We start from the raw sequence: 13,816 nt of genomic DNA, 5'->3' as shown, positions 1-13,816 counted from the left end.
CTCAGCCGAAATCCGCGAACTCATCGAACTCACTGTGACGGTCGGGCGCTTTGTTGTGAAACCGGGTGTAATCCTTTTCCCAGGTTAATTCGACTTCACCGACCGGACCGTTACGTTGTTTGGCGATGATAATTTCTGCCAACCCAGCAAACTCTTCGCGCTCTTCACCGCGGTGATAATATTCTTCGCGGTGCACAAACATGACTACGTCGGCGTCTTGCTCGATGGCCCCTGACTCCCGCAAGTGACTGAGGCGGGGACGGTGATCTTTGCTATCTTCCGCTTGCCGGTTCAACTGGCTGAGGCATAACACGGGGACTTCTAATTCCCGCGCCATGCCTTTAAGGCGTCGCGCGATCTTGGCCACCTGTTCCTGCCGCGGATCGCGGGGGTTATCAGGCTCAATTAACTGCAAGTAATCGATCACGATCATGCCAATGTTGTTATCGTGCCGGCGTTTAATCCGCCGGGCCGCGGCCGCAATCTCGCTGACCGTACGACTTGGCGAGTCGTCGACATAGAGTGGAGCGTTGCTGATCTGATTGGCCATCTCGCTGAGCCGGATCCGATCGTCGTTACTGATCGTGCCGTTCCGCAAGCGGTGGCCATTGACGCGAGCCAGCGAACAGAGCATCCGATCGGCCAATTCGATCGCCGACATTTCCAAGCTGAGAAACAGCACCGGCGCGTTGCCTTCGATGGCCGCGTGCTGTGCCATGTTCATCGCCAGGGCCGTTTTTCCCATACTGGGCCGAGCCGCCAAGATGATCAATTCATTGTTGTGCAGACCGCCCGTCATGTCATCGAAATCGACAAAGCCAGTTTCGATCCCGCCGTCGACATATTCACCTGCCAAACGGGCGTCGATCCGGTCCATCGCGTCATGCAACACGTCGCTGATCGCGTGCACCGTGGCGCTGGAACGGCCGTCCATGATGGAAAAGATTTTCTGCTCCGCCTGAGCAACCAAATCGCGCGGATCGTGCGTCTGTTCGTAGGCGTCGGAGAGAATTTCGGTGCTGCGTTCGATCAGCTTTCGCAAGGTGGCTTTCTCGGCCACAATTTGCCCGTAATAGGCAGCGTGGGCCGCGTTGGGCACCGCTTGGCTGAGTTCGCCGAGGTATGCGGGCCCACCAATTTCTTCGTACTGTTCTTTTCGTTGCAGGCGTGCGACCAACAGCTTGATGTCGATTTTTTCGCCATCGTCGTACATCTCACGGAGCACCGCATATAGCTTGCGGTTGGCATCGTCGTAAAAATCATCCGCCCGTAGGATCACCGCTACGTCATCGAGCACCTCGGGCAAAATCAAGATGCTGCCGAGGACACACATCTCGGCCTCAACGTCAAAGGGAGGCTGGCGTTTAAGAATGTCGGCCGTGCTGCTCCGCTTGGGCCGATCGATGCGCCGCTTGTTCTTTTGGCCGGCCGAGTCGTCATTTCCTGTGATCAAAGTAGAGCCACTCCGTTGAAAGATCGACGCAAAAAAGTTCTGCTCTCCAGGCAGCGAGCCCCGGAGACGATGGAAGAGTCCGAATCGTGGCCGACGCAGGAACGGATTGCAACCACTGCTCCTCTGAACCTTCCTCCTGACGTCTAATCTAGCCCATAAACGCTTCTGCTTCATCGGCATTGCGGTTGTGGAAAATACGTCAAAATTAACCAAACCCCCACGTTCCGCTAACTTGGCGCAGTGGACGCCAGAGCTGATAACTGAGTGAATCGCCGAGCGCCCCGCGATGAGCTGTGTAATTTTCAAAAAGTGCGTCTTCCCTTCATTTTCCGCCTCGACGCCCAGCGAATTTCCATAATTTTTTTTCAGAAGGTCAGCAACTGATGCGTCACATTGAAGAGCCGTTCGACATCGCCGTCGTGGGAGCTGGAATTGTCGGACTGGGCACCGCTTGGGCGGCCGCCAAACGGGGTGCCAAAGTGGCTCTGTTTGAATCATCTCCCCGCGCCTGCGGGGGCTCGGTGCGGAATTTCGGCATGGTCTGGCCAATTGGGCAGCCGGCCGGCGAACGTTACGCCACCGCCGTCAAGAATCGGGATTTGTGGCTGTCGCTCGCGGCTCAGGCTGGCCTGGCGATTGATCGCTGCGGTTCGCTGCATCTTGCCCATCACGAAGATGAATGGGCCACCTTGCAAGAGTTTGCCAATGCGCACTGCGATCCACGGCAACCGCTGCGGTTACTCGGACGAAGGGAAACCTTGGCAGCAACCTCAGCCGCCAATCCTGACGGCATGTTGGGAAGCCTGCAGAGTGACGATGAGTGTCGCGTCGATCCTCGTCAAGCGATCGGCACGATCCCCACCTACTTGGAAACCGAACTCGGGGTGCAGTGTCATTTTGGCACGACCATCGCGGCGGTTGAGGCGGGTGGGTTGATCAGCAGCGACGGCTCACGCTTCGCCGCTGACCAGATCGTGATTTGCAGCGGAGCCGATTTTGCCCGCCTGTTTCCGCGCGATCACGCGGCCAGCGGCTTGTTCCCTTGCAAACTGCAGATGATGCGGACAGTGCCGATCCGGTCGGCGGACAACAACGGCTTTTGGCGACTAGGCCCCCACTTGGCCAGCGGCTTGACGCTGCGACATTACGAAGCCTTTGCCGCTTGCCCGAGCCAACAGCGGGTCCGCCAGCGGATTGCCGAGCAGGCTCCGGAACTGGACCGCTATGGCATTCACGTGATGGTCTCGCAATCGCTCGACGGGGAACTCGTGCTGGGCGATTCGCATGAGTACGGTGCCGAGATTGAGCCTTTTGATAAAGCGATCATCGATCGACTGATGCTGCGTGAACTGGCCAAGGTCTTTTCGTTACCAACTTGGGAGATCCAGCAACGATGGAGCGGCATCTACGCCAAACTACCCGACCGTCCCTACGCGGTCTTCCAGCCTGCGGAGCGTAGGAATGTCACAATCATTAACGGTTTCGGCGGTGCGGGGATGTCGCTGAGTTTGGCTGTCACCGACGAGGCGGTCAGCTTGCTTTTGGAAAAGAAGATCCCCGCTGCGAAAAATGTCATTATTTGATATGCTCTGGCTACCGGTTGTCAGTGGGGACATCGGTGGTCGGCTCGACAACGTTTCAGTTGGTAATTTATGCCCGTTTATGTTTTTGGTCATCGCAATCCTGACACCGACGCGATTTGCGCGGCAATAGCCTACGCTGATTTCCTTCGCCGCTCACGCTATCCGGATGCCGTGGCGGCATGTTGCGGAGCCCCCAATCAACGCACTGAATTTGCACTCCGCAAAGCCGGTTTGTCGGCACCTCGCATCATCATGGATGTCCGTCCGGAGGTGGAGGATGTGTGCCGGCGTTTGACCATCAAAGTGCGTCAGACCGACGTGTTTTACGACGTTTACCAAGCGTTGCACAAAGTCGAAATGCGAGCCGTCCCGGTGCTGGACGACAAAGACGAACTAGTTGGCCTTGTAAACCTGCTCGATTTGCTGGAGCTAGTTTTCCAAGGGGGCGTTGATCCGATCGAGTCACGTCAAGTTCGCAGCCGCCTGTCAAAGATCTTGGCTGTCCTCAACGGCACGTTTCAGCACGCCGTCGACCCAGATCGCATTGATGAATTAATCGTTACGGTGGGAGCGATGAGCGCGGGTGGTTTCTGCGAGCGGCTGGAAAAATTTCCCGCTGAAAAATTACTCGTCGTTTGTGGCGATCGGCCCACAATTCAAGTCCCGGCCTTGGAGATGGGGGTGCGAGCCATCGTGGTTACCGGGGGCTATCGTCTCTCCGATGGTCTGTTGCAATTGGCCGAAGCCCGCGGCGTGACGGTGATCAACAGCCCCTTTGACACCGCCACGACGACGATGCGAATCAAGGCCGCGCGAGCGATCGACGAAGTCATCCGCAATGACTTTATCTCGTTACCGGCGAAGATGCCCGTGGCCGCCGCGCTGCAACAAGTGCTCCGTTCCCCGCAAGCCATTTATCCGGTTCTGGACGGCAAGAAATTAATTGGTGTGTTGAGCAAAAGCGACTTGCTCAACCCGCCTAAACCGAATCTCGTGCTCGTCGACCACAACGAACTCTCTCAAGCCGTGCAGGGTGCGGAGGAGTCGAATATTCTCGAGGTCCTCGACCACCACCGGCTGGGAGGTTCACTGCGTTCCACCGATCCAATTCGCCTGACGATGGAGCCAGTCGGTTCCACTTGCACCTTGGTCGCCAGGCTGTTTCACGACGCCCAGATCACGCCCTCTGCTGGCATCGCGCTCTGCATGGCCTCGGGTATGATCAGCGATACCCTGCACCTGCGTTCGCCCACGACAACTGATATCGACCGGGAGATGCTCGATTGGTTACAGAAGTATTGTGATGTGGAACTGGGTGAGTTCGCGCATCAATTCTTCCAAGTTGGCTCGGCCCTCCGCTCCTGCTCGCCGGAGCAAGTTGTGCGTGAGGACTGCAAAGAGTTTTCCGAAGCGGGTCAAAGGTTTTCGATTTCGCAAATCGAAGAGATTGGATTCGATCTCTTTTGGCAGCGGAAGGATGAACTTTCCAGCGCCCTCGATGACTTGGCCCAGCAACAAGGTCTAGACTTTTCCGCTTTGCTGATTACCGACATCGTCAGCAACGGCAGTTTGCTGTTGATGAGCAGCGAGCCTGAGGGTTGGGAAGAAATCAACTACCCGCAGCTTGAGGACCGACTCTATAAGCTCGATCAAGTTGTCAGCCGCAAGAAGCAATTGCTGCCTTTGATCATCAATTTGATGGGAGCCAGTCCCGTGGGAAACTCGGACTTCAACAATTGATCGCGAGCACCTGGGCGATTTCCAACGAGGCATAATTTCGCAGGTCAAAGCCCGTAGGACGGGTCTCCCAAAGCAAACGCATTAACACTGAGGGGCCTGATCGCTCCGCAGCAGCTCTAGGACCTGCGGCGTATCACTCAAGGAAGCGAGCACAAAATCAGCCCCCGCAGCTCGCAGTTCAGCGGCCGATTGCGTGCCCGTGGAACACGCGAGCGTGCGGGCTCGAATGTGTTTGCCGCAGGCGACATCCAGATCGGTATCGCCAATGATCCACACTTGCTCTGGCGAATGCTCGCCGTGCATTTTCCGCAAAACAGACACCGCCTCGCTCGCCAAGTCGCACCGATCGTGTGAATGGTCACCGTAGACGCCAAAGTCAAAATATTGCAGCAGCCCAAAATGCCCCAGTTTCATCCTCGCCGACTCGGGTAAATTTCCGGTGAGCAACCCTAGATGGCAAGCGGTGTCCTCGCTCAAGGCCTGCAACAGCGACACCACCCCGGGTAAAACTTGCCCGTTGCCGCTCCGTAGTGCAGCCGGCAAATGGCCCAGGTAGGACTGCCGCAGCAGCTCGTAGTGATCGTCACTCGACGGCAACCCGGCGGCTCGTAACAATTCACGAAAAATGAATTGGTCGGTTCGTCCGCTGAAAGGTACATCGGGAACCTCGCGAACCTGAAAAGTTTCCCACAGAGCCAACTCCAACGCTCGACGGCCCGCGTTGTCGGATAGAATCAGGGTCCCATCGATATCAAATAGTAAAAACATATTTTCAGTGGCTGAAAATCGAGCCGGCAGGTTGGCGATCGGGGGTTGTGAAAACAGACTCGCTGCGGTGATAACGATAGAAAGTCGCTCGCAGATGGCAACCGAATATTGTTTCATTTCTCCAGATGTTTGTTTTCCCCATGAACACCGCGGCTGATGCTACTGACCATCCGGATACTGGCCGTCTGGCAGGTTCGGCGAATCCCAGTCGAACGCTGGACAAAAGCAATCATCGCGTCCGCGAGATGTTCGGTCAGATCGCCTCGCGATACGACTTGATGAACCATGTGTTGAGTCTCAACATCGATAAACGCTGGCGCCGCAAAACGGTGAAGCAGTTAAGGCTGAAGCCAGACGGCCCCATCCTCGATGTCTGCACGGGTACGGGAGATTTGGCATTCGAGTTGTCCCGCGCGGCCGGCCCGGCGGTGGCGGTCGTCGGCAGTGATTTTTGTCATCCCATGCTGCAAGTTGCGGTGAAGAAAAACCGAGCCCTCAAAGCGGCGGAGTCGTCCGCGGGAGATGTTACATTTCTGGAAGCAGACTCCCAGGCTCTCCCTTTTCCGGACGACACGTTTCAGTGCGTGACCGTCGCCTTCGGTTTGAGAAATATCGCCGATACCGACCAGGGGCTCGATGAAATGCGTCGGGTTTGTCGCCCCGGGGGCCAGATTGCGGTGCTGGAGTTTTCGCGGTCCAACACCATCGGCCTCAAGCAGGCCTACGAGTTCTACTTCAAAGTGCTGCTCCCCCGCGTCGGTCAACGCATGGCGAAGAACGATAAGTCCGCTTATCACTATCTGCCCCAATCGGTGGCCGAGTTTCCTTGCGGTCAAGCGTTGGCGTCACGGATGGAATCGCGTGGGATCCGCAACGTAAAACTGGTGCCGATGACATTTGGAGTTGCTACGCTGTACTTGGGGGAAAAATGAGTCTCCCCTTAGTCGTCGCCATCACCGGAGCGAGCGGGGCACCCTATGCCATCAGGCTGCTGCAGGCACTCGCTCAGTCAGCATGCAACGTGCATCTGACGATCAGTCCTTCGGGGGCGGCCGTCATCAAACAGGAATTAGGCTTGCAGCTTGATTTGCAGGAATTCTCATTGGATTCGTTGCTCTTGGCACGCTTTCCCTGGGAATCTGACGCGCTGGCGGGAGACGCCGGTGTTGGTCACCCCCTGGCCGACCAGTGGCGGAGCGCAACGGCGAATTGGAAATACCATCATTATCAGGATTATATGACCCCGATCGCCAGCGGTTCGTTCTTGACAGCCGGGATGATTATTTGTCCCTGCAGTGGCAGCACGCTCAGCGGGATCGCGCGGGCGGCCGGTTCGAATTTGATCCAGCGGGCTGCCGAAGTCCATCTTAAGGAGCGTAGAAAGTTAGTCGTCGTTCCTAGAGAAACGCCCTTGAGCACCATCGCGCTGGAGAACATGCAGCGGCTGAGCCAGGCGGGCGCAGTGGTGTTGCCCGCGATGCCCGGCTGGTACCACGGCGTGCAACGTCTTGATGACTTGATAAATTTTGTCGTCGCTCGCATCTTAGACCAGTTCGGGTTGGGTGAGGGCTTAATCGATCGCTGGGGCGTGGAAACATGAGCGATCTATCAACCGCGCCGCGGGGCTCTCTGTCCAATACGCTGGGCGGGCGGTTTCGCATGCTACTGGAACTCGTGCGATTCAGTCACACGATTTTTGCGTTGCCGTTCGCCGCCCTAGCCACGGTGATGGCGTTTCGCATTCCTTTGATAACGGGTGAGACACCGCTGTTGCGTTGGCGAGACTTGGCCGGTGTGCTACTCTGCATGGTGTTCGCCCGCACCGCCGCGATGGCGTTTAACCGATTAGTCGACGAGCGGTTTGACGCGGCGAATCCTCGTACCGCGGGACGTCACCTGCCAGCCGGGCTGTTGCGAAGAAGTGAAGCGATTGGTTTGACGATCGCCACGTCGCTAGGATTCTTGGCTTCGACATTGCTGTTTTTACCGAATCAACTGCCGCTGTTCTTGTCACTACCGGTGCTTGGTTTCTTGTTAGGGTACAGCCTGGCGAAACGGTTTACCTCGGCAGCCCATCTTTGGTTGGGTGTGGCGTTAAGTTTGGCACCAGTTTCAGCCTGGATTGCAATTCGTGGCGAGACCGTGTTGGCCAACCCTTGGGACTTAATCGCTCCCGTCGTACTCGGTACGGCGGTCGCTCTGTGGGTCAGTGGATTCGATATCATCTACGCTTGTCAGGATGCTCAATTCGATCGCGAGAATGGCTTGCACAGCGTGCCCGCTCGCTTGGGTGTTAGAGGCGCACTCCGCGTCTCTGCCGGTTTACACGCCGGCACAATGCTGGTGTTAGCGTCGTTGCCGACGTTAGCACCCGAGTTAACACTGGGATGGTTGTATTACTTGGCTGTGCTGGGTATCGCCGGCTTATTGTGGTACGAGCATCGCCTGGTAAGTCCTGACAACTTAGAGCAAGTCGGGATCGCTTTTTTCAATGTTAACGCCGTCATCAGTTTAGTAATGTTTATCGCCGCCGGCTTGGATTGCTGGCTTTAGGAATGGGAAAATCCTCATGATTGCCACCGAAGCTAAAGCACGTTTTCGAGAGATTCGCGACAAGGTCGAAGCCCGAGTGCGGCTGACCATGGACGACGGCATTTTCTTGTATCAGCCCGAAGTACCCTTGCAGGAGGTTGGTCAATTGGCCAACTGGATGCGCGAGCAGATGAATGGGAACGTCGGGTTCTACAACATCAACACACACTTGAATCCCACTAATGTGTGCGTCTATCGCTGTCGCTTCTGTGCCTTCCGGTCCGACCTGCGGGACCCAAAGGGCTACATGATGGACGATTCGGCGATTTTGGCGAGAGGTCAGGAGGCTCACGAGGCGGGTTGCACAGAAATGCACATCGTGGGCGGGTTGCATCATAAGCAACCCTATGAGTGGTACCGGCACATTATTTCGCTGCTCCATGAAACCTACCCGAAGATTCACTTGAAGGGTTGGACCGCGGTCGAGATTAATTGGTTTGAATTTCAAACCAAGAAGAGCATTCGTTGGGTGCTGGAGGATCTCAAAGCGGCCGGCCTGGGAAGCATGCCGGGGGGTGGGGCAGAGATTTTTCACCCCGAAGTGCGTGATCAGATTTGCGAGCACAAAGCCAACACGCACGCTTGGCTCGACATCCATCAAACTGCTCATGAAATCGGCCTCCGCACCAACTGCACGATGCTTTACGGACACCTGGAAGAAGCCTATCACCGCATCGATCACTTGATGCGCTTAAGGGAGTTACAGGATCGTACGGGTGGTTTCCAAGTTTTCATCCCGCTCGCTTTCCACCCCGAAAACACCAAGCTGGACCATCTTAAAAAGCCCTCAGCGCTGATGGATCTGCGGACGATGGCGATCAGCCGGCTGATGCTGGATAACGTCCAACACATCAAAGCCTACTGGATCATGTTGGGTATTGAGACGGCTCAGACAGCCTTAGCTTATGGTGCGGATGATATTGACGGCACAGTTCGCCACGAATTGATCTACCACGATGCCGGGGCAACGACTCCAGAGTTTCTCACCGTAGAGCAAATTCGCCAATTGATTATTGAAGCGGGACGCGACCCCGTCGAACGGAACACGGTCTACCAACGAGTGGTGAGAAATCCTGATGACTTTACTCAGTGGGATGTTGCCGATTATGACGGCCAGATCGCCACGATTGGCCAGTTGGCTGGCTCGCAGCAATGACCGCGTGATGCGGTGGGGACAGCTCAAATGGTTGTTGAATTGGCGGGTTAGTTATGGTTGCTAACAACGGAGGATGCTTAATCGTTAAACCTCCAGGCATTACAAACGATATGATCAGCAGCCTTTTGCAGAAAACCTAACCTGTCTACCTTTTGAGCGCTTGCGGTTTTAGAGGAGAACATATGTTTTGGCAGCCTTTTCGATAAGTCCAAAGCGAATGCGTGACATTTGGCCGCAGCACTCATGTTTTCAAAGAACCCTCCGCCCAGCTCATCGCGATCGACTCCCGCCGCGGATGAATCTGGCTTGCTAGCTGAACGCCATGGGGTAAAGCAATTGACCTCGCCGCGGAGAGCCTTTCAGCGAGCGGCTGCGAACGACAATTCCGTGGAGGTTTTAAGCGATTTAACCGCCGATAACGTGCTGGTCTCGACGCTTACGAACGACCATTACTTTCGCTCAGTACTTTTTCGCCTAATCATCGGTGCGTTGATTACGGGAGTCTTACTGGTCGGTTCGTTATGGTTCAATGCCAATGAACGAGATGCGGAGATCACGGCGAAGAAAGAATTTGCTCGAGTGTTGTCTACGATAGGTCAGCAGCGAGCATTGTTGGAAACACTCCGCGAATCGATCGGGAAAATTAGCGCGGAACCGCAGGAGAGACTCTCTCCCGAGCTGCTGCAACAACGTGTTGCCGAAGACTTGAGCGAATATGTGTCGCTGCAGGGCAAGATCACCGATTACGTCGCCAGCCAATTTCCGGAGAGCACCTCTGGGGATAAGTTGATCGACCTGCAGGCTGAGGCTGAGTTTTCTCAAACCCTACAAGCAATCAGTCGGCAGAAGGTTCCCGATCCGCAGTTGATTGAGGCGGCTCAGCAAATCATTAAAGGTAAATCGCATCAAGTTACTTCGACGATTGAGCAGTTCACAAAACATGAACTAGCCACTCACGAAGATCACCACAAGATCCAATCCTGGATGGAGATCATCGGGTTGCTGGCGATGATCGTGGCTGTCTGCGGAATTACGATTCCGGCGTTAATTTATCTCCGTCGTCAAAACCGTTTGCTGAAAGACCAATCTCAGCAATTAATGCGGCTCTCGATGGTCGCTAAATGCACCTCCAACGCGGTGGCCATGACTGATGCGGATGGTTGCATTCGTTGGATTAATCCCGGCTACGAGTTGCTCAGCGGATACGCGTTAGATGAGGTCGCCGGTTCGGCTTGGCCGGCGTGGCTGGAACGACGCAACCCAGCGGCCAGTCGTCTTTCGCAAATTTGCAGTTCAATCGCCAGCGGCAGCGCGCTGCGTTGCCAAACGGTCAAACGCCATAAATCGGGACGTAGCTATCACGTCGAGGTTGATATTCAGCCGATTTATTCGGAGGTAGGCAAGCTCGGTGGTTTCCAGTTCGTGGAAACGGACATCACGCACCAGAAAGAGAACGAGAGCCGCTTGCGAGAGAGCCGCGAATACTTAGATGCAACCTTGATGGCTATTGGCGACGGAGTCATCAGCACTGATCAGGCAGGCAACGTAACCAATCTGAATCCAGTTGCCGAGGTACTCACCGGTTGGGATTCTTCTGCGGCTCAAGGACTACCGATCGAGCAGATCTTCTGCACGCAGAGTCAAGAGGATTCGACCAGTATCGTCTCACCAGCACGCGCTGTGCTGCGAACCGGCTGTGCCACGTCGATCGCCAAACACTTGGTGCTCTCTTCACGCGAGGGAAATCAGTTAATGATTTCCACCAGCGCGACTCCCATTCATGATGGCCAGAACGAGATCTGCGGTGCGGTCATCACGTTCCGCGATATTACTGCTGAGCACGCAGCCCAGCAGGCGCTTCGGCAAGTTAACGAGCGCTTTGAGACGGCTACGATCGCTGCTGGTTTCGGGGTTTGGGACTGGGACTTTGAGCGTTCGCGTTTCTCCTGGGACGAGTCTTGCTATCGGCTTTATCAATTGCAACGCGATCAATTCCTCGACGACTTTAACGCTTGGCAAACTGCGATTCATCCGGAAGATCTCCAGTGCACTTTGCAAAAATTCGAACATGCCGTTGAGACCAAGCAGGAGTTCGACGCCGAGTTTCGCATTATTCGCGGTGATGGGGCAACGCGGGAACTTCGCGCGCACGGCAGAGTCGTATGCAACGGCCAGGGGAGTCCTGCGAGGCTGACGGGGATTAATTTCGACATCACCGCCCAGCGGCAAGCGGAGCGCCAACTACTGGAGGAACACCATCGTGCCGAGTCTGCTCTCGACGGCGGCAAACTGGGGCTTTGGGATTGGAATATTGAAACCGGCGAAGTCGTTTTCGATTCCCGCTGGGCAGCCATGGTCGGCGAGGATCTGGAAGAGTTGGCACCAACGATTAACAGCTGGACGGATCGAATTCATCCCGAGGACGCCGGCGACGCTGACGAGAGATTACAACGTCATCTCGAAAACTCCGAAGTCGATTATCGCTGCCTCCACCGTATCCGTCATCATGATGGCGATTGGCGTTGGACCTTGGCCTCTGGTCGAGTTGTGATGCGAGACGCTGAAGGTCAACCTCTGAGGATGGTTGGCACCCATTCGGACGTGACCCGCGAGCAGCAAATTCAGATTGACCTGAAACGCAGCGAGAACGCGCTTTCCGCTACTTCCCGGATGACGTTAGTTGGATCATGGGAATGGGACTCCAGCGACGATCTGATTACCTGGTCCGAGACCGCGGCGGAAATCTTTTTACCGTCGAGCAATGAAGCAATTGCTTTCACAGAGTTGCTCGGCTACTTCACTGAGGACGCGCAACAAAAATTCGAGCATGTGGTGCGAACGGCCAAGTCGGGCCAACAACCCTTTGATCTCGAATTACCCATTTTGTCGACCGACGGCCGCGCAAAGTGGGTACGAGTGATTGGCCAAGCCGACTCGACCTCAACCGACAAACATATTCGCGTGACGGGCGCATTCCAAGACATTACCGAGATGCGGAGTCGCCAATTAGAGCTTGAGCAAGCCATTGCGAAGGCCAAAGAGTTAGCATTAATTGCTGAGACAGCGACCAGGTCGAAGTCTGAATTCTTGGCCAACATGAGCCATGAGCTACGAACACCATTGACTGCCATCTTAGGCTTTACGGAATTGCTTTCGGAAAAAGAAGCCGAGGAAGTAGAGCAACAGGAGGACGAAGGTCGGCGGGACGAGATCATTGAAACGATTCGCCGCAATGGCGAGCATTTATTGAGTCTGATCAATGATATTCTTGATGTCTCCAAGGTGGAGGCTGGGCAAATGAAACTCGAGTCGGTGCCGTGCGATACGCTGCAGATTATTGAAGATGTATTTACCATGATGGCTGGCAAAGCTGACGAGAAGAAGGTTCGCCTGGATCGCACCTTTGGCTCCCGTGTTCCAGCCCAGTTTTATTCGGATCCGGTACGCTTAAAGCAAATCTTGGTGAACCTGTTGGGCAACGCCATCAAGTTCACCGACGCTGGTGAAGTTCACTTGGTGATCTCAGTCGATAAGCACGAAGGATACGACGACCAACTGTTGCTGCGAGTCATCGATACGGGAATCGGCATGACTCCGGAGCAGCAAACTCGCTTGTTTCAGCCCTTCAGCCAAGCGGACAGCACGGTGACGCGACGATATGGCGGGACTGGATTAGGTCTAGTGATTTCCAAGCGATTGGCAAACATGATGGGTGGCGACATTGAGGTCCGCAGTGAACCGGGCCGCGGCAGCACCTTCACCGCCTCCATTGCTTGCTGGCCAGTCGCAGGTACAAAATGGGTGCTGCCCGACCAGCGAGACGAAGCTCCGCGGAATCTTGAGACAAAATCCAATCAAGATACTCCGCCGATGTTGCTCGGGCTCCGTGTTCTGGTCGCTGAGGACGGCCCTGATAATCAACGCCTGCTGGCCGTGCTGCTGAAGAAAACGCAAGCCCAGGTGACGATCGTGGAAAACGGTCAACAAGCGGTCGAAGCACTCAGCGAGGGTCAGTCATTGCTCAATCCGTTGCCATTCGATGTGGTGTTGATGGATATGCAGATGCCTGTGATGGATGGCTACAGTGCTACACGAGCTTTGCGGGCAATGCAGGCCCATTTGCCAATCATCGCCCTCACCGCCCACGCCATGGCTGGCGACCGTCAGAAATGTATCGCTGCGGGCTGCAGCGACTATCTCAACAAGCCAATCTGTCGGCGAGAGTTTTATCGCATGTTGCTGAAACACTCGCCGCCAGCATCTGAGCGAACGTTCAGCAAAAACTTGCCGACATTGCCGGCTGCGATCGATCAAGGCTTTCCCCAAGCGACGACTAAATAATCCATCGCGCAACAGGTTTTTTTGAGTTAATTTCGTCATTAACGAGAACTGCTGGCATAAACTGCTCTGATTTCTCTTGGCGAATTTGAGCCGCTCTGTTACCTTTCCGCCACGCGACTGAGGCCTGCCCTCACCACTCGCTCGCTTTGACATTCGCGTGACCCCGTCGCCATGGAAGGAGTT

Annotated in this window: 9 protein-coding genes; 7 read left to right on the top strand and 2 right to left on the bottom strand. The window is 55.4% G+C overall.

All coding sequences use genetic code 11. From position 1 onward, the window contains the following. Window position 1 precedes the first annotated feature (1 nt). Window positions 2–1,453: a replicative DNA helicase gene (dnaB, locus tag SH139x_RS15045; protein ID WP_488350596.1), complete on the bottom strand. Its 1,452-nt coding sequence runs from the start codon at window positions 1,451–1,453 to the stop codon at window positions 2–4. 383 nt (window positions 1,454–1,836) lie between these two features. Between dnaB and SH139x_RS15040 the strand changes: the two genes are divergently transcribed. Together SH139x_RS15040 and SH139x_RS15035 are read left to right on the top strand one after the other, a co-directional pair. Further along, window positions 1,837–3,036, top strand: coding sequence for a TIGR03364 family FAD-dependent oxidoreductase (locus SH139x_RS15040; protein WP_488350595.1), 1,200 nt, complete (start codon window positions 1,837–1,839; stop codon window positions 3,034–3,036). 69 nt (window positions 3,037–3,105) lie between these two features. Further along, window positions 3,106–4,776 (top strand): putative manganese-dependent inorganic diphosphatase, encoded by a 1,671-nt coding sequence (locus SH139x_RS15035; protein ID WP_488350594.1) that lies wholly within the window; start codon window positions 3,106–3,108, stop codon window positions 4,774–4,776. A gap of 81 nt (window positions 4,777–4,857) precedes the next feature. On the opposite strand, the gene SH139x_RS15030 is transcribed toward SH139x_RS15035, so the two are convergent. After that, entirely contained in the window at window positions 4,858–5,661 is an 804-nt protein-coding gene (locus SH139x_RS15030) for an HAD family hydrolase (protein ID WP_488350593.1), read from the bottom strand. Between the two features lie 128 nt (window positions 5,662–5,789). On the opposite strand from SH139x_RS15030, the gene ubiE reads away from it, so the two are divergent. From ubiE to SH139x_RS15005, 5 genes are all read left to right on the top strand, one after another. Beyond that, window positions 5,790–6,476, top strand: a complete 687-nt coding sequence (ubiE, locus tag SH139x_RS15025) for a bifunctional demethylmenaquinone methyltransferase/2-methoxy-6-polyprenyl-1,4-benzoquinol methylase UbiE (protein WP_488356026.1) — start codon at window positions 5,790–5,792, stop codon at window positions 6,474–6,476. Continuing rightward, a complete protein-coding gene (locus SH139x_RS15020; RefSeq protein ID WP_488350592.1) occupies window positions 6,473–7,144 on the top strand; it encodes a UbiX family flavin prenyltransferase in 672 nt (223 codons plus the stop codon). The genes ubiE and SH139x_RS15020 overlap by 4 nt, the downstream gene beginning before the upstream one ends. Before the next feature lie 59 nt (window positions 7,145–7,203). Next, entirely contained in the window at window positions 7,204–8,097 is an 894-nt protein-coding gene (locus SH139x_RS15015; protein ID WP_488356025.1) for a 4-hydroxybenzoate octaprenyltransferase, read from the top strand. 16 nt (window positions 8,098–8,113) lie between these two features. Continuing rightward, window positions 8,114–9,292 carry an aminofutalosine synthase MqnE gene (gene mqnE / locus SH139x_RS15010; RefSeq protein ID WP_488350591.1) on the top strand — a complete coding sequence of 393 codons (1,179 nt, stop codon included), beginning with the start codon at window positions 8,114–8,116 and terminating at the stop codon, window positions 9,290–9,292. Between the two features lie 243 nt (window positions 9,293–9,535). Further along, window positions 9,536–13,633: a PAS domain S-box protein gene (locus SH139x_RS15005; RefSeq protein ID WP_488350590.1), complete on the top strand. Its 4,098-nt coding sequence runs from the start codon at window positions 9,536–9,538 to the stop codon at window positions 13,631–13,633. The last annotated feature ends 183 nt before the right edge of the window (window positions 13,634–13,816 follow it).

It is taken from the genome of Kothea flammea, assembly GCF_052161645.1.
Lineage (GTDB): Bacteria > Planctomycetota > Planctomycetia > Pirellulales > Pirellulaceae > Laterigemmans.
The sequence above is the reverse complement of the archived record's forward strand: the minus strand, read 5'-3'. Positions and strand labels throughout refer to the sequence as shown.

Excerpts from the sequence above, each read along its gene's own strand:
- SH139x_RS15040 (WP_488350595.1), top strand. The coding sequence starts at position 1,837 with ATGCGTCACATTGAAGAGCCGTTCGACATCGCCGTCGTGGGAGCTGGA.
- SH139x_RS15035 (WP_488350594.1), top strand. The coding sequence starts at position 3,106 with ATGCCCGTTTATGTTTTTGGTCATCGCAATCCTGACACCGACGCGATT.
- SH139x_RS15030 (WP_488350593.1), bottom strand. The coding sequence starts at position 5,661 with ATGAAACAATATTCGGTTGCCATCTGCGAGCGACTTTCTATCGTTATC.
- ubiE (WP_488356026.1), top strand. The coding sequence starts at position 5,790 with ATGTTCGGTCAGATCGCCTCGCGATACGACTTGATGAACCATGTGTTG.
- SH139x_RS15020 (WP_488350592.1), top strand. The coding sequence starts at position 6,473 with ATGAGTCTCCCCTTAGTCGTCGCCATCACCGGAGCGAGCGGGGCACCC.
- SH139x_RS15015 (WP_488356025.1), top strand. The coding sequence starts at position 7,204 with ATGCTACTGGAACTCGTGCGATTCAGTCACACGATTTTTGCGTTGCCG.
- mqnE (WP_488350591.1), top strand. The coding sequence starts at position 8,114 with ATGATTGCCACCGAAGCTAAAGCACGTTTTCGAGAGATTCGCGACAAG.
- SH139x_RS15005 (WP_488350590.1), top strand. The coding sequence starts at position 9,536 with ATGTTTTCAAAGAACCCTCCGCCCAGCTCATCGCGATCGACTCCCGCC.